We start from the raw sequence: 15,595 nt of genomic DNA on the forward strand, positions 1-15,595 counted from the left end.
CGGGGCGCGGTGCCCGCAATCCTCAGTCCAGCGACACGCGCCCGCGCCCGGCCTTCACGCCGGCGCGCTTCACCTTGCCCTCGACGCGGCGGGCCTGCGAGGCCTTGGTGGGCTTGGTCGGGCGGCGTTTCTTCGGGACGATCGTTGCCTCCTTGATGAGCGCGATCAGGCGTTCGCGCACTTCCTGCCGGTTGAGCAGTTGCGAGCGCGCGCCCTCGCTGCGCAGGATCAGCACGCCGTCCCGCGTCAGGCGCGATCCGGCCAGCACCGCCAGCCGGCTCTTCACCGCATCGGGCAGGCTTGGCGAGTTCGCCACGTCGAAGCGCAGCATCACCGCGCTGTCGGTGGTGTTGACGTGCTGCCCGCCCGGCCCGGAGGCGCGCGCGAAGGTCTCGCTCAGTTCCTCGCTGTCGATCGCGATCGAGCGGGTGATGGGGATGGCGACCATCGCACCTATGCCCCGAACCCGGCCTTCATGAAGCGTTCGGGCAAAGGTGCTTCGGCCGTGATCGGCTCCTTGCCGGCGCGCGGCACGATCAGCTCGGCGGCGTGGAGCAGGGTCTCGCACTCCCCGTTGCCGTAGATCGGGTCGCCCGCCACCGGCGCGCCGAGCCCTTCGAGCGCGTGGACGCGGATCTGGTGCGTGCGCCCGGTTTCGGGCCGGAACTCGACGAAGGCGCGGCCATCCTTGACCGCCAGCACTCGCCAGGCGGTGCGCGAGGCCTTGCCCGTCGCATCGCCCGTCATCCGCCAGCCCGCTTCCGCGCTGCTGACCTTGATGAGCGGCAGGTCGATCACGCCCTCCTCGCCCTCCGGCACGCCTTCCAGCACGGCGAGGTAGCGCTTCTGCACCAGCCCCTGTTCGAACGCCTGTTGCAGCTTCGCATGCGCCTTCGGATTGCGCGACAGGAGCAGGCAGCCCGACGTGTCGCGGTCGAGCCGGTGGACCGCCTGCGGCCAGCGCTTGAACCCGAAGGTCAGGCCGCCGAGATGGTTTTCGAGAGAGATCGATCCGTCGCGCGGGGGATCGACCGGCAAGCCCGCCGGCTTGTCGATGACGATCGCCTCGCCGTCGAGAAAAAGAACCTTGTTCGCAAGCATGTTGGCGTCTTGCCACTCCGCGTGACCCCATGCCAGAGCAATCGCCGTGTCCCCCCGGCTCGCTCATCCGATTCTGCGCCTGCTCGCGCTTGGCTTGCCGTCGCTGGCGATGGCGGCGACGCCGGAGCCGCTGTGCCCCGGCCAGACGGCGCTGCCCGGGCCGGACGGCCGCGTGCTCGGCCATATCCCCTATCGCCAGGCGCTCGACAGCGATCTCGTCGCCGCGCCCGCATGGTTCGCGGCGGGCGCTTCGTGCCTCGTCCACCGCGATGTCGCGCCCGATCTGGGCCGGCTGCTGAGCGCGGCAGCGGCGGCGCCGGGCGTCGGCACCCGGCTGCGCGGCATCTCGTGCTTCCGCTCGGTCGAGCGCCAGCGCGCGGTGTTCTGTTCGCAGATCGGCCCCGGCAAGCGTTGCAAGGATGCCGCCGAGCGCGCCCGTTCTGTCGGGCCGCCCGGCTTCAGCGAACATGCCACCGGCTATGCGATCGACTTCGGGCTGCGCCCCTCGCCGAACTGCGCCGACGTGAGCCCGTGCATCGCGCGCACGGTGGCGGGGCAGTGGCTGATCGCGCATGCGCGCGATTACGGGTTCGAACTGTCCTTTCCGGCAGGCAATGCGCAGGGTGTGACGTGGGAACCGTGGCACTGGCGCTGGGTCGGCACGTCGGTCTCGACGCCGGGCGCGGTGCAGGCACGGCTGCTGTTCAAGCGCGCGCGGGCCGATTTCCCGGCCAACCCGATGATCCGCGGGCTGTCGGACGAATGGCTGCGCGTGATCCAGCCGCAGACGCCCGCGCCGCCCGCGGTCGCCAGGCCACAGGGCTCGCCGTATCTGCAACCGTTGCCGCAGAGCTATTTCATCCAGCCGCTGCCGACGCCCACGCCGACCCCGATGCGGGACAGACGCGGACGCCGGATACAACCGGACGTGCTGAGCGACTGAGGCTAATAAGCCCCTCCCCTGAAGGGGAGGGGTTCAAAAAGCTCAGCCCTTCAGCTTCGCCGCCGTCTCGGCGATGCGCTTGCCCTGATAGCGTGCGCCGTCGAGATCGACCGAGCTCGGCTGGCGGCTGCCGTCGCCGTCCGCCAGGGTGGTGGCGCCGTAGGGCGCGCCGCCGTGGACTTCCTTGACGCCGGTCATCCCCTGGAAGCCGTAGTCGAGCCCGACGATCGTCATGCCGAAGTGCAGCAGGTTGGTGATGATCGAGAACAGGGTCGTCTCCTGCCCGCCGTGCTGGCTCGCAGTCGAGGTGAAGGCACCGCCGACCTTGCCGTTGAGGCTCCCTCGCATCCACAGGCCGCCGGCCGTGTCGAGGAACGCCGCCATCTGGCTCGGCATGCGGCCGAAGCGGGTCGGCGCGCCGATGACGATCGCGTCGTAACCGGCGAGCGCATCGACGCTCTCGATCAGCGGATGCGCGGTGTCGGTCTTGAAGTGTGCGGCCCTCACCACCGCCTCGGGCGCGGTTTCCGGGACGCGGCGGATGTCGACCTCGGCACCGCCGGCGCGCGCGCCCTCGGCGACGGCATCGGCCATCTGCTCGATATGGCCGTAGGAGGAATAATAAAGGACGAGAACCTTGGTCATGGGAAGTTCCTTCTTGCCCCCCTCCCGTTCACGGGAGGGGTCGGGGGAGGGCATGTCCGCAAAAAGCGGCGTCGATGGGGAGGACAGGCCCTCCCCTAGCCCCCTCCCGCAAGCGGGAGGGGGATTTCAGGGGTCATTCGGAGTCGACGAGCACCAGTTCGGTCTCTTCGAGCGCGCGGATCTCGACGGTCTGGCCGCCGCCGATCGCGATGCCGTCGCGGGCGTTGTAGCGCTCGCCGCCGATCTCGACCACGCCGGTGGCAGGCACGAGATAGGCGTGCCGGCCAGCGCCGACGGTGTGCGAGATCGTCTCGCCGGCATTGACGGTCGCCGCCAGCAGGCGCGCATCGGCGCGGATCGGCAGCGCGCCGCCCTCCTCGCCGATATCCTCGGCGAAGCCCGATGCCAGCGTCACGAACTTGCCGCTGCGGTCGCCCTTGGGGAAGGGCTTCGCGCCCCAGCTCGGCGAGCCGCCCTTGCGGGTGGGCTCGATCCAGATCTGGAAGAGCGTGGTCGGCTCCTTCTCGAGGTTATATTCGGCATGGCGCACGCCGGTGCCGGCGGACATCACCTGCACGTCGCCCGCGCCGGTGCGGCCCTGGTTGCCCATTGAATCCTGATGCGTGATCGCGCCTGTGCGGACGTAGGTGATGATCTCCATGTCGCGGTGGGGATGCGGCGGGAAGCCGCTGCCCCCGGCGATCTCGTCGTCGTTCCACACCCGGATCGCGCCCCAGCCCATGCGGGCCGGATCGTAATAATCCGAGAAGGAAAAGTGATGACGGGCGTTGAGCCAGCCGTGATCGGCGTGGCCGAGGCTTTCGAACGAACGTTTCTCGATCATGATGTGTCTCCCAATCCTTGGGGTGAAGTGTTGGGTGCAAGATAGGCGCGGCGATTGGCGCGTAAATGGAAACGGTGGAAACCGATCGTTTCATCCTTTAAGCCCCTCCCCTTCAGGGGAGGGGTTGGGGGTGGGGCGGAGTCTCACCGAGATCGCGCTCTGCGAGGCCTCCCCCACCCCAACCCTCCCCTGAAGGGGAGGGGCTAAGACGAAGGAGCCTGCCCCAATGCGCCTGCCCGATCTCGAAGCCTGGGCGATCTTCGCCTCCGTCGTGGAACATCGCTCGTTCAGCGGCGCGGCGGATGCGCTCGGCGCGTCGAAGGCGACGGTGTCGAAGGCGATCAGCCGGCTGGAGCTGCGGCTCGGCCAGTCGCTGTTCCACCGCACCTCGCGCCGCCTTACGCTCACCGAGAGCGGCACCGTGCTCGCCGATCACGCCCGCCGCATCCTCGCCGATGCCGAGGCGGCGGAAGAGGCCGCGCACGATGCCGCCACCGCGCCCGAAGGGCTGATCCGCATGACCGCGCCGATGACGCTCGGCCTCGTCACCGTGGCCCCCGTCGTCGCCGATTTCCTGAAGCTGCATCCCGGCATCGAGATCGACCTCAACCTCTCCGACGCCAAGGTCGATATCGTCGCGGAGGGGATCGACGTCGCGCTGCGCATCGCCAACCTGCCCGACAGCTCGCTGCGTGCGCGGCGGATCGGGCCGATCACGACGCATATCGTCGCGGCCCCCGGCTATCTGGCGAAGCACGGCCGCCCGACGCACCCCGCGCAGCTCGGCGAACATGCGGTGCTCGGCTACACCAACCTCACCGGCCCGCTGCGCTTTACCGGGCCGAACGGCGAGGAGGCGGCGTTCCGCCCGGCCGGGCCGTTGCGATCGAACAGCGGCGACGCGCTGCTGCCGGCGCTGCGGGCAGGGATCGGCATCGCGATGCTGCCCGATTTCATCGTCGATGCCGATCTGGCGAGCGGGACGCTGCAGGCGATCCTGACCGACTGGTCGCCGCCGCCGATCGCGCTGCATCTGATGACTCCGCCGGGCAATCTGCGCCCCGCGCGCGTCGAGGCGCTGATCGCGTACCTCGCCGAAAACCTCCGAAAGGTCTGCCCGGATTGAAGGCGAAAAGGGTTAAGCCGAATCACGTAAGTACTAACCGCAAAGCCCGCGACTCGCGCATTTCCGCGAGTTAGCGTTAAATTAACCTTTTGCGTTCATTTCTGATCTCGTTAAGAGTTTGGGAATTGAGTGCACCGAGCCGAGGGGGCGTTCGGGGCCGCGAACGACAGGGGAACTGCCAAATGCGCGTGCTGCTGATCGAGGACGAGCCGACGACCGCCAAGGCGATCGAGCTCATGTTGTCCTCCGAAGGATTCAACGTTTACTCGACCGATCTGGGTGAAGAAGGCCTCGATCTCGGGAAGCTGTATGATTACGACATCATCCTGCTCGACCTCAACCTGCCGGACATGCACGGCTATGACGTGCTGAAGAAGCTGCGCGTCGCCCGCGTGCAGACGCCGGTGCTGATCCTCTCCGGCATTTCGGAAATGGACAGCAAGGTGCGCTCGTTCGGCTTCGGCGCCGACGACTACGTCACCAAGCCGTTCCACCGCGAAGAGCTGACCGCGCGCATCCACGCCGTCGTCCGCCGTTCGAAGGGCCACAGCCAGTCGGTCATCCGCACCGGCAAGCTGGCCGTGAACCTCGACGCCAAGACGGTCGAGGTCGATGGCAGCCGCGTCCACCTGACCGGCAAGGAATATGCGATGCTGGAGCTGCTCTCGCTCCGCAAGGGCACGACGCTCACCAAGGAAATGTTCCTGAACCACCTCTATGGCGGCATGGACGAGCCCGAGCTCAAGATCATCGACGTCTTCATCTGCAAGCTGCGCAAGAAGCTCAGCCTGGCATGCGACGGCGAAAACTATATCGAGACCGTCTGGGGCCGTGGCTACGTGCTGCGCGAATCCGACGAGGTCGCCGCGACCGCGGTCGCCTAAGGCACTCGATAGAGCTCCCTGTTACCGGGAGACGGCCGCGATACCGGGGGGTGTCGCGGCCGTTCTGCGTTGCGGCCCAGCGATTGGCGAAGCTAGTCGCCGGCCCAAGCGACGCACGGCCGGCGGCGCTTCAAGCGCCGTCCGACGACGCGGCTTCGCCGCGTCGCGTTTCAGAAATCAAGCATCCACATCCGCCGGCACCGCGAGTCCGGCGATCAGCGCGATGACGCGGTCGACCTTGATCGTCAGATCATCGCCCACCGCGTGGCTGACGCCCACGACATGCTTGGCGACGTAACTCGACGGCCCGGAATAGGCCAAAGAGAAGTCCGCGAAGCTGCGCCCGATGATCGCCCATTCGCGCAGCACGATGACGTTGGTGTGGCGTGCGTCGCGACAGATCGAATCCATCAGATCGTGTACGGCATCGGCCGGCCCTTCGAGGATCTGCGCGAAATGCGCGCGCGTCGCGACCAGCGCGCCGGTGACGCCGAGCGCGGCGTTCTTCACGGACGCCGCGCTGACGATATCCTGGATCACCTCCTCGGCGCCCGGATCGATCGTCTTGTGGCTGACGTAGAGGAGGGATCGCTCGGGCAGGCTCACGCGGGGGCGCCACCGTTTGCGGCATAGGCCTGCAGCCAGGTTTCGGCGGCCGACAACGAGAGGAAGGATTCGCGCTGACCGACGGCGAGCGCGGCGCGCGGATGCGGTTTCGCCACCGACGATTCGACCACCGCGACGAGCCGGTCCTCTGGCCGGTAGATCTCGCTGTTCATCGCAGTGAATTGCAGGACCGAATCGGGGTTCTCCACCACCCAGCAGCGTACGTCGTAGAACGCCTTGAGCACGCCGTAGCGCCGCCGCGCCTCCTCGACGATGCGGCGCTGCTGGATGAAATAGAGCTCGGCATCCGGCCCGTACCAGATCCCGCCACCGCGGACGCGCACGGTTTGCGTGGCATCGTCGAGCCCGGCGGAAAACGCAGCCTGGCTGCGGTGCGACGGCTCCCACTGGACGAAGTGATCGAGTGCGATCGTGGGCATCTGGATGGCGGACATGAAAGACACGGTTCGGGCTCCCCTGTGCGCGTTGCACGCCCGATAGCGTTACGAGGGATTTAAGCCGGGCCGGTCGGGGGCGGAGAGTTCGACCAAGGTCTAAGGGGATGGGGATTTAGCCCTTTCCCGCGTTCGTGGAAAAGGCAGCGGAGACTGGGGTCGCGTTCTTCACGCGGCCCTAGCCGGAGCGGGTGAGAGTCTTCTTCTTTTTTCGGCGCGTGGTGGAGGAGAAGAAAGACCCTCCCTGCCCCTCCCGCGAAGGCGAGAGGGGAAAAGAGACCCCTCTATTTCCTGATCCAAACCTTCTCTCCGCCCACCCACGTCTGCTCGACCTTCATCGATCGCAACTCCGCCGGGGACGCCAGCAGCGGATCGCGGTCGACGATGATGAAGTCGGCACGCTGGCCCGGCGCAAGACGGCCGAACTTGTCCTCTGCGAAGCCCGCCCAGGCGGCGTCCATCGTATAGGCCTTCCATGCCGCCTCGCGCGTCACCGCCTCTTCGGGCCGCCAGCCGCCGAAGGGCTGGCCGTCCTTGTCCTGCCGGGTGAAGGCGGCGGCCCAGCCCGCCCAGGGATCGGGGCTCTCGACCGGGAAGTCGGTGCCGAACACGAGCGGTGCGCCGTTCGTCAGCATCGATTTCCACGCATAGGCCCCCGCCAGCCGGTTAGGCCCCAGCCGCGCCTCGGCCATGTGCATGTCGCTGGTCTGGTGGACGGGCTGCATCGAGGCGATCACGCCGAGCTTGCCGAAGCGCGGAAGATCGATGGGATCGACGATCTGCGCATGTTCGATGCGCCAGCGCCGGTCGCCCTTGAACGTGCCCTGCAACTCCTCGATCGCGTCGAGCACCTGCGCGTTGGCCTTGTCGCCGATCGCGTGGACGGCGATCTGGTAGCCGTCCATCGACGCGCGGACCATGCGGTTGCGGATGACGTCGTCGGTCATGAAGCCGAGGCCGGTTTCTCCCGCCGCGTCGCTGTACGGCGCCTTCAGCCACGCCCCGCGCGAGCCGAGCGCGCCGTCGGCATAGAGCTTCACCCCGCCCATCCGCAGCCGGTCCTTGTAGAGCCACGGCGTCGGCCCGCTCCCGCCGACGCGCACCGCCGTTTCCACGCCGTCGCCGTACGCCATGATGCGCACCCGCAGCGCCCCCATGTCGCCGAGCCGGCGGTAGCTCAGCCAGTCGTCGAGGCTCGTGCCCATGTCGGCGGCAGCGGTGACGCCGTAGCTGAGCAGGATTTCCTGCGCCTTCAACACGGCGACATCGAGCTCCTTGGGCAAGGGCTGCGGCACGACCTTGCCCACCAGCGCCTGCGCGGCATCGACCAGCACGCCGCTCGGCACGCCGCCGGCCGCTTTCTCGATGCGGCCGCCGGGCGGGGAGATGCTTTTGGCATTGAGCCCCGCCGCCTTCATCGCCGCGCTGTTGGCCCAGCTCGCATGGCCGTCGACGCGCTCCAGCCAGACCGGGCGGTCGGCCACCACCGCATCGATGTCGGCGGCGGTGGGGAAGCGGCCCAGGCCCCATTTCTCCTGGTTCCAGCCGCGCCCGAGGATCCATTTCTTGTCGGGATTGGCGGCAGCATAAGCGGCGATCTTCGCCGTCGCCTGCGCGAGCGAGGTCGTGTCCGACAGATCGAGCGCGAGCGCACCCATGCCGAGCCCCATGACATGGCCGTGCGCATCGACGAAGCCGGGCAGCAGCACCTTGCCCTTCTCGTCGGCGCGCCAGTCGAGCTGCGCGGGCCGCTTGTCGCCCGACTGCAGCAGGCGGATGACCTTGCCGTCGGGGGTCAGCAGGATCGCGTTGAAGCGCACGACCTTGCCGTCCTTGTCGAGCGTGATGCCGTTGACATTGTCGACCAGCGCATCCGCGAAAGCGGGGGTGGCAAGGGTGAGGGCCGCGAGGGCGAGCAGGGTGCGCATCGCCCAGCGATAAGGCGTGTTCCGTTGGCGCGCCAGATGGTCTAGTGGCGACCCCCTCAGCCGTTCGGGCTGAGCTTGTCGAAGCCCTGTCTTTCTTGTCGACGGTTGCAGAAGAAGTGCAGCCCTTCGACAAGCTCAGGGCGAACGGATGATGTGAAGAATGGCGACCCTGGCGAAAGCGACCGACGAAACCCTCCCCGTCACGATCGACGACGTGCGCGCGGCGCATGCGCGCATCGCCGACGCCATCGTCCGCACGCCGACCTTCATCAGCCGCACCTTGTCGAACCTGACCGGCGCGACCGTCTATCTGAAGTTCGAGAACCTGCAGTTCACCGCCGCCTACAAGGAGCGCGGCGCGCTCAACACGCTGCTGCAGCTCGACGCGGAGGCGCGCGCCAAGGGCGTGATCGCGGCATCGGCCGGCAATCATGCGCAGGGGCTGTCCTATCACGCGACGCGCCTCGGCATCGCCTCGACCATCGTCATGCCGACGACGACGCCGACGGTGAAGATCACGCAGACCGAAGGCCACGGCGCCAATGTCGTGCTGTTCGGCCAGACCTTCGACGCGGCGTACGAACATGCGCGCGAGCTGGAGGGCGAGCGCGGGCTCACCTTCGTCCACCCGTTCGACGATCCGCGCGTGATCGCGGGGCAAGGCACCGTCGCGATCGAGATGCTGGCCGACGTGCCCGCCATCGACACGCTGGTCGTGCCGATCGGCGGCGGCGGGCTGAGCTCGGGCATGGCGACGGTCGCGCGCGCGATCAGCGTGGAGCGCGGCGGCACGCCGATCGAGGTGATCGGCGTTCAGGCCGAGCTGTTCCCCTCGATGTACAACCGCATCAACGGCACCGACATGCCGTGTGCGGGCGATACGCTGGCCGAAGGTATCGCGGTGAAGGAGCCGGGCCGCGTCACCTCCAACATGGTGCGCGCGCTGCTCGACGATATCGTACTGGTCAGCGAGCGCAGCCTGGAGGAAGCGGTCAGCCTGCTGCTGCAGATCGAAAAGACCGTGGTCGAGGGCGCGGGCGCGGCGGGCCTCGCGGCCTTGCTCCAGCATCCCGAGCGCTTCCGCGGCAAGACGGTCGGCATCATCCTGTGCGGCGGCAATATCGACACGCGGCTGCTCGCCAACGTGCTGCTGCGCGATCTCGCGCGGTCGGGGCGGCTGGCGCGGCTGCGCATCGTGCTGCGCGATCAGCCCGGCGCGCTGTTCCATGTCGCGCGCATCTTCGATGCCGAGCGCGTCAACATCCTGGAGCTGGCGCATCAGCGCATCTTCACCAACCTGCCGGCCAAGGGCCTCAGCCTCGACGTCGAGTGCGAAACGCGGGATCGCGCGCACCTCGAGCGGTTGATCGCGGCGCTGCATGCGGAGGGGTATGAAGTGAGCCCGGTGGAGTTGGGCTGACCTTAAAGCCCCTCCCCTGAAGGGGAGGGGCTAAAAAAGGCGAGACTCACCGCCTCACCCGCGTTAACTTTCAATGATGGTAAAGCCGCTTTTCATCAGCCCGCTCCCGATTCATAAGGGTGCGTGGCCCGTGATCAGCGCTGGCCAGACAGGGGAATAACCGGCGGTGACCGCGCCTTTTCGCTTTCCACGATTCTTCGTTACCAGCCCCTCCCCATGCCCGTATCTGCCCGGCCGGCAGGAGCGGAAGGTGTTCACCGAATTGCGCGGGCCGCACGCCGGCGAGCTGAATGACGCGCTCGGCCGCATCGGTTTCCGCCGCAGCCAGTCGGTCGCCTATCGGCCGAGCTGCTCGGGCTGTTCGGCCTGCGTCTCGGTCCGCGTCGTCGCCACCGATTTCAAGCCCAACGGCACGCAGCGCAAGCAATTGCGCCGCAACGCCGATCTCGAAGTCACCGCCTGCCGCGCCTGGGCGACCGACGAACAGTTCCAGCTGCTGCGCCGCTACCTCGAATCGCGCCACCCCGGCGGCGGCATGGCGGAGATGGACGACGGCGACTATGCCGACATGGTCGAACATTCGCCGGTCAATTCCTTCGTCGTCGAATACCGCGAACCCTCGGTCAACGGCGAGCGCGGCAAGCTGATCGGCGCGTGCCTGACCGACCAGCAGGCCGACGGCCTGTCGATGATCTACAGCTTCTTCGACGCCGACAATGAGGAACGCCCCGGCCTCGGCAACCTCATCATCATGGACCACATCCTGCGCGCCCGCGCGGCGGGGCTGGCCTATGTGTACCTCGGCTATTGGGTGAAGGGTTCGGAGCGGATGGCCTACAAGGTCCGCTACCGCCCGATCGAGGTGCTCGGCCCCAAAGGCTGGACGCTGCTGACCGATGAGGACGCGACGTATCGCCCGCCGGCGCAGAAATATACGATGTTGGCGGATGAATTGTGAGCCAAGGCTGACCTAAAATCCGTTCGGGCTGAGCTTGTCGAAGCCCTGCCCTTCCTTTCTACGCGCGAGAAGAAGAACAGCCCTTCGACAAGCTCAGGGCGAACGGTGTCACGCTATTTTCCCGCCACGCTCAGCACCGCGAGCGTCAGCGTCGTCACGCCGGCCTTGATCGACGGCTCGGCGACCGGCGCGAAGAAGGGCGAGTGGTTGACCGGCATCGGTTTCCCTTCCGCCTTCCACTTCGCGATCGTCGCGGCATCGACGCCGCCGATGCTGAAATAGACCGATTTCGGCATGCCCGCGCTGACGAAGGCGGAGTAATCCTCGCTCGCCGTCCAGCCGGGGCCGCTTTCCGGCACGAAGCTCACCCGCGCGCCGAGCGCGGCCCTCAGCACCTCCGCGGTCGAGGCCGCCAGCGCATTGTCGTTGACCACCGTCTCGCCGCCGCTGGTGCGGCTGATGTCGGGCGCGGGCGCCCCCGCCATCGCCGCGACGGCATTGGCGGTGCCGGTGATGCCGTCGATCAGCAGCGTGCGCACCGCCGGCTCGTAGGAGCGCACCGTCAATTGCAGGTCGGCATGATCGGGAATGATGTTGGCGACGGTGCCGGCGTGGAACGAGCCGACCGTCACCACGCCGAACTTCTGCGGATCCTTGCGCCGGCTGATGACGGTCTGCACGTCGGTGACGAACTGCGCCGCCTCGACGATCGGGTCGATGCTCTTGTCGGGCATCGACCCATGCGCGCCGAGCCCCTTGAAGGTGATCTTCACGGTGTCGGACGCCGATGTCATCGCGCCCTGCTTGACCAGCACCGTGCCCGCCTCGCTCGGAAAGACGTGCGCGGCGAAACCGTAGTCGGGCTTGGGGAAGCGCGTGAACAGCCCGTCCGCCAGCATCGCCTTCGCGCCGCCGCCGATCTCCTCAGCGGGCTGCGCGATGAACATGAGCGTGCCGTGCCACTGGTCCTTCATCGCCAGCAGTGCCTCGGCCGTGCCGATCCACCACGCCATGTGGATGTCGTGCCCGCACGCCTGATCGACGGGGGTCATCTTGCCGTCGCTGCCCGGCTGCTGCGCCTTGCTCGCCCAGGGCAGGCCGGTCTTTTCCTCGACCGGCAGGCCGTCCATCTCGACGCGCACCAGCACGGTCGGGCCGTCACCGTTTTTGTAGAGCGCGACGACGCCGGTCTTGCCGACCTTCTCGGTCACAGTGAAGCCAAGCTTGCGCATCCGCGCCGCCAGCAGCGCGGCGGTGCGCGTCTCCGCGAAGGCGAGTTCGGGATGGCCGTGCAGATCCTTGTAGAGGCCTTCGAGATCGGGATAGGTCCTGGCGAGCGACGCATCGATCTTCGCCTTCGCCGCAGGCACGTCGAGCGGCGGCGCGGCGAAAATGGCGGATGGCAGCGCCAGCGCGCCCGCGAACAGCCAGCAGACCTTCATCACTGCCCTTCCCCGCCCTCGACATGCACGTCGACGTCCATTTCCTCGTCGCCTTCGCCCAGCCGCGATCCGGCGACCGGCGCCGCGCCCGCCGCATCGAGCGCGACGGCGATGCGGGCATAGGCCTCGTCCGCGCAGATGCCCGTCCACGGATCGAACGCGACCCAGCCGAGCCCGTCGATATGCACCTCGACCCAGCCGTGCGGCGCGGGCGCATCGTCGGCATCGACGGTGCTGTAGCCCGACACATAGCGCGCGGGCACGTTCAGGCTGCGCGCGGCCGTGGCGAGGATATGCGCGAGATCGCGCGAGGTGGCGGTCTTGAGGCCGAAGGCTTCGGCGGCGGTGCGGCCGGAAACCGGACGCCCCTCATCCAGCGTGAACTGCTTGCGTACGGCACCGTTCAGCGCATGCATCCGCGCGACCGGATCGTTCTCGCCCGCAACGGCATCGTTGGCGAAGGCGGCGATCGCGTCGTCGCGCTCGGTCAGCGGCGTCGCGCGCAGGAACAGCGGCGGCGGCAGCGGCTCGGCCGCGCCATTGACGACGCCGTGCGACGGGTTGGTCAGCACTTCGCCCGACACCGCGATCTCGATGCCGGTGATCGGCCCCTCGACATACAGCATCGTCACCTTGTTGCCGAAGCCGTCGCGCCCCTCGCGCATGCGCGCATCGCAATCGACGTGGAGCGACCAGCCCGTCACCGACTGGTCGTAAGTGTCTTCCGGCGAAAGCCGCAGCAATTGCGTAAGGCGCGCCTGCGGTTCCGAGAAGCGATAGACGGTGCGATGATCGATCGTGAGCCGCATCAGCCGAGCTTGAACTGGCGGCTGATCGCGAAGTGCAACTCGTCGTTCTCCGCCAGGAAATCCTGCAGATACTGGTGCAACCCGCCCGCGATGATCTGCCGCGACTGGGTCTTGACCATCCGTGCGTGCCGGTTGCGCGCCATCCGGTCCGCCTCGCCGTGCAAGCCGGTGCGCTTGGCGAGCAGGTTGAGGATATCGACCGCCTCCTCGACCGATGCCGCCAGACTGCGCGGCAGTTCGGATCGCGCAATCAGCAGATCGATGACGTTGGCGGGCAGCAGCCCTTCCGAATAGAACCAGCGATACGCCGTCACCGCCGACACCGTCTGCAGAATGGTCGTCCACTGGTCGCGATCGACCACGCCGCCGACCTGCTCGCCCTCGGGCAGCAGGATGTGGTATTTCACGTCGAGCAGGCGCGCGGTGTTGTCGGCGCGCTCGATGGCCTGGCCCAGCCGGATGAACCACGTCGTCTGGTTGCGCAGCATCCGGTGGATCGCACCCTCGAATCCGCGCGTCGCCGACTTCACCGATTCGATCAGGTTGAGCGTGGTCGCCGCGTTGCCGGTGGTCGCGCGGTTCTGGAACAGCAGCCACGCCTGGTTGATGCCGGTCCACGCCTCGCGGGTGAGCGCGGTGCGCACGGCGCGGGCATTGTCGCGCGCCATGTCGAGCGAGCGCACGATCGAGCCGGGATGCGTCGCATCGAGCGTCAGGAAGCGCGCGACGGGCTCATGCGCGATCGGCGCGCCCGTCTTGGCGAAGGCCTTTTCCGTCTCGGTCACGGCGAGCGCGCTGACCCACGCGACCTCCCCCGCCGGCCGCGGTGACAGCACATCGAGCCGCACGGTCGCCTCGACGAGGCGCGCGATGAAATCGGCACGCTCGACATAACGGCCGAGCCAGTAGAGCGAGAGAGCGGTCCGCGAGAGCATCAGCCGATCCCCTGGCTTTGCATCTGCGTTTGAGCAGGCGGAGCGGGCGGCGGGGCGCCATCGTCCATCAGCACGAAGCTGTCCTTGGTGCCGCCGCCCTGCGAGGAGTTCACCACCAGCGAACCCTCCTTCAGCGCCACGCGCGTCAGGCCGCCGGGCACCACCTGCACGCCGCGCGATCCGGTCAGCACGAAGGGGCGGAAATCGACGTGGCGCGGCGCGAGCCCGCTGTCCGCAAGCGTCGGCACGGTCGACAGAGCCAGCGTCGGCTGGGCGATATAGCGGTGCGGCTCGGCGATCAGCGCGGCGCGGAAGGTCTCGACCTCCGCCTTCGACGCGGTCGGGCCGACCAGCATGCCATAGCCGCCCGATCCGTCGACCAGCTTGACAACGACCTTCTCGAGATTGTCGAGCACGTATTTCAGCGCCTGCGGCTCGCGGCAGCGCCACGTCTCGACATTGGGCAGCTTGGGCTCGCTGCCCGAATAGAATTTCACGATCTCGGGCATGTACGAATAGATCGCCTTGTCGTCGGCGATGCCGTTGCCCGGCGCGTTGATGAGCGCGACATTGCCCGCCGCATAGGCCGCGATCAGCCCCGGCACGCCGAGCATCGAATCCGGGCGGAAGACGAGCGGATCGAGATAGTCGTCGTCGATCCGGCGATAGATCACGTCGACCTTCACCCGCCCCGCGATCGTGCGCATCCACACGACGTCGTCATCGACGACGAGATCCGCCGCCTCGACCAGCTCGATGCCCATCGAATCGGCGAGGAAGCTGTGCTCGTAATAGGCCGAATTGTAATGCCCCGGCGTCAGCACGACGCAGACGGGCGCGGCGACATTGCCCGGTGCGACCGACTTCATCGTCTCCAGCAGACGATCCGGGTAGGAGTCCACCGCCGCCACGCGGAATTCGCGGAACAGCTCAGGGCACAGCCGCAGCATCGCCTCGCGGTTCTCGAGCATGTAGCTGACGCCCGACGGGGTGCGGGCATTGTCCTCAAGCACGAAAAATTCGTCGGGCCCGGTCCGCACCAGATCGATGCCGCAGATATGCGCCCAGATGCCGTGCGGCGGGCGCATCCCCGCGATTTCGGGGCGGAACTGCGGGTTGCCGAAGATCAGGTCGGGCGGCAGGATTCCTTCGTCGAGGATGCGCCGCGCGCCGTAGATGTCGTCGAGAAAGGCGTTGATCGCCTGCACGCGCTGGATCAGCCCCTCGGACAGGCGGTTCCATTCGCTGTTGAGGAAGATGCGCGGCACGATGTCGAACGGGATGATGCGCTCGCTCGCATCGCTGTCGCCGTAGACCGCGAAGGTGATGCCGAGCTGGCGGAAGGTCGCCTCGGCCGCTTCCTGGCGACGGCGGAGCTCGGCGTCGGGCGTGCCGTCGATCCAGTTGCCGAGCGGCGATAGCGGGGCGCGGGGCACGCTCGAACCCGGCTGCCCCATGATCTCGTCGAACGCCTGTGCCAATGCCATCGAGCCGGAAAC

At 67.7% G+C, this 15,595-nt stretch carries 16 protein-coding genes; 5 read left to right on the forward strand and 11 right to left on the reverse strand.

The genetic code is table 11. The features are described 5' to 3' along the window. Nucleotides 1-22 precede the first annotated feature (22 nt). Nucleotides 23-448 carry an alternative ribosome rescue aminoacyl-tRNA hydrolase ArfB gene (gene arfB / locus Q5H94_RS18955; RefSeq protein WP_304562820.1) on the reverse strand — a complete coding sequence of 142 codons (426 nt, stop codon included), beginning with the start codon at nucleotides 446-448 and terminating at the stop codon, nucleotides 23-25. A gap of 5 nt (nucleotides 449-453) precedes the next feature. Continuing rightward, the gene (locus Q5H94_RS18960) at nucleotides 454-1,101 is read right to left on the reverse strand and encodes an RluA family pseudouridine synthase (RefSeq protein ID WP_304562821.1); all 648 of its coding nucleotides are present in this window, start codon (nucleotides 1,099-1,101) and stop codon (nucleotides 454-456) included. A 46-nt stretch (nucleotides 1,102-1,147) separates the two neighbouring features. Here Q5H94_RS18960 and Q5H94_RS18965 point away from each other — a divergent pair, with 46 nt between their 5' ends. Continuing rightward, complete coding sequence (locus tag Q5H94_RS18965) at nucleotides 1,148-2,044, forward strand: M15 family metallopeptidase (protein ID WP_304562822.1); 897 nt, start codon at nucleotides 1,148-1,150, stop codon at nucleotides 2,042-2,044. Nucleotides 2,045-2,086: 42 nt separating this feature from the next. Here Q5H94_RS18965 and wrbA read toward each other — a convergent pair whose 3' ends face one another. Both wrbA and Q5H94_RS18975 read right to left on the reverse strand, forming a co-directional pair. Next, nucleotides 2,087-2,689 carry an NAD(P)H:quinone oxidoreductase gene (gene wrbA / locus Q5H94_RS18970; RefSeq protein WP_304562823.1) on the reverse strand — a complete coding sequence of 201 codons (603 nt, stop codon included), beginning with the start codon at nucleotides 2,687-2,689 and terminating at the stop codon, nucleotides 2,087-2,089. Between the two features lie 133 nt (nucleotides 2,690-2,822). Then, nucleotides 2,823-3,533, reverse strand: a complete 711-nt coding sequence (locus Q5H94_RS18975; RefSeq protein ID WP_304562824.1) for a pirin family protein — start codon at nucleotides 3,531-3,533, stop codon at nucleotides 2,823-2,825. 226 nt (nucleotides 3,534-3,759) lie between these two features. On the opposite strand from Q5H94_RS18975, the gene Q5H94_RS18980 reads away from it, so the two are divergent. Both Q5H94_RS18980 and ctrA read left to right on the forward strand, forming a co-directional pair. Continuing rightward, nucleotides 3,760-4,659, forward strand: coding sequence for a LysR family transcriptional regulator (locus Q5H94_RS18980; protein WP_304562825.1), 900 nt, complete (start codon nucleotides 3,760-3,762; stop codon nucleotides 4,657-4,659). A 182-nt stretch (nucleotides 4,660-4,841) separates the two neighbouring features. After that, nucleotides 4,842-5,543: a response regulator transcription factor CtrA gene (gene ctrA, locus Q5H94_RS18985; RefSeq protein ID WP_304562826.1), complete on the forward strand. Its 702-nt coding sequence runs from the start codon at nucleotides 4,842-4,844 to the stop codon at nucleotides 5,541-5,543. A 177-nt stretch (nucleotides 5,544-5,720) separates the two neighbouring features. Here the strand turns inward: ctrA and Q5H94_RS18990 are convergent, their stop codons facing one another. The 3 genes from Q5H94_RS18990 to Q5H94_RS19000 form a co-directional block, all read right to left on the reverse strand. Beyond that, entirely contained in the window at nucleotides 5,721-6,149 is a 429-nt protein-coding gene (locus Q5H94_RS18990; RefSeq protein WP_304562827.1) for a BLUF domain-containing protein, read from the reverse strand. Next, the gene (locus tag Q5H94_RS18995) at nucleotides 6,146-6,613 is read right to left on the reverse strand and encodes a hypothetical protein (RefSeq protein WP_304562828.1); all 468 of its coding nucleotides are present in this window, start codon (nucleotides 6,611-6,613) and stop codon (nucleotides 6,146-6,148) included. The genes Q5H94_RS18990 and Q5H94_RS18995 overlap by 4 nt, the downstream gene beginning before the upstream one ends. A gap of 275 nt (nucleotides 6,614-6,888) precedes the next feature. After that, the gene (locus Q5H94_RS19000; protein ID WP_304562829.1) at nucleotides 6,889-8,532 is read right to left on the reverse strand and encodes an amidohydrolase; all 1,644 of its coding nucleotides are present in this window, start codon (nucleotides 8,530-8,532) and stop codon (nucleotides 6,889-6,891) included. Between the two features lie 160 nt (nucleotides 8,533-8,692). Between Q5H94_RS19000 and Q5H94_RS19005 the strand changes: the two genes are divergently transcribed. Then, nucleotides 8,693-9,952: a threonine ammonia-lyase gene (locus tag Q5H94_RS19005; protein ID WP_304562830.1), complete on the forward strand. Its 1,260-nt coding sequence runs from the start codon at nucleotides 8,693-8,695 to the stop codon at nucleotides 9,950-9,952. 166 nt (nucleotides 9,953-10,118) lie between these two features. Further along, entirely contained in the window at nucleotides 10,119-10,910 is a 792-nt protein-coding gene (locus Q5H94_RS19010) for an arginyltransferase (protein WP_304562831.1), read from the forward strand. A 113-nt stretch (nucleotides 10,911-11,023) separates the two neighbouring features. Here Q5H94_RS19010 and Q5H94_RS19015 read toward each other — a convergent pair whose 3' ends face one another. Genes Q5H94_RS19015 through Q5H94_RS19030 form a run of 4 tightly spaced genes read right to left on the reverse strand, consistent with a single transcriptional unit; the run spans nucleotide 11,024 to nucleotide 15,583 of the window. Further along, complete coding sequence (locus tag Q5H94_RS19015) at nucleotides 11,024-12,352, reverse strand: amidohydrolase (RefSeq protein WP_304562832.1); 1,329 nt, start codon at nucleotides 12,350-12,352, stop codon at nucleotides 11,024-11,026. Then, nucleotides 12,352-13,161: a transglutaminase family protein gene (locus Q5H94_RS19020; RefSeq protein WP_304562833.1), complete on the reverse strand. Its 810-nt coding sequence runs from the start codon at nucleotides 13,159-13,161 to the stop codon at nucleotides 12,352-12,354. The genes Q5H94_RS19015 and Q5H94_RS19020 overlap by 1 nt, the downstream gene beginning before the upstream one ends. Beyond that, entirely contained in the window at nucleotides 13,161-14,096 is a 936-nt protein-coding gene (locus Q5H94_RS19025; protein WP_304562834.1) for an alpha-E domain-containing protein, read from the reverse strand. The genes Q5H94_RS19020 and Q5H94_RS19025 overlap by 1 nt, the downstream gene beginning before the upstream one ends. Next, on the reverse strand, nucleotides 14,096-15,583 hold the full coding sequence (locus tag Q5H94_RS19030) for a circularly permuted type 2 ATP-grasp protein (protein WP_304562835.1): 1,488 nt from the start codon (nucleotides 15,581-15,583) through the stop codon (nucleotides 14,096-14,098). The genes Q5H94_RS19025 and Q5H94_RS19030 overlap by 1 nt, the downstream gene beginning before the upstream one ends. Between the last annotated feature and the right edge of the window lie 12 nt (nucleotides 15,584-15,595).

The sequence above is a fragment of the Sphingomonas immobilis genome, assembly GCF_030580995.1.
Lineage (GTDB): Bacteria > Pseudomonadota > Alphaproteobacteria > Sphingomonadales > Sphingomonadaceae > Sphingomonas > Sphingomonas immobilis.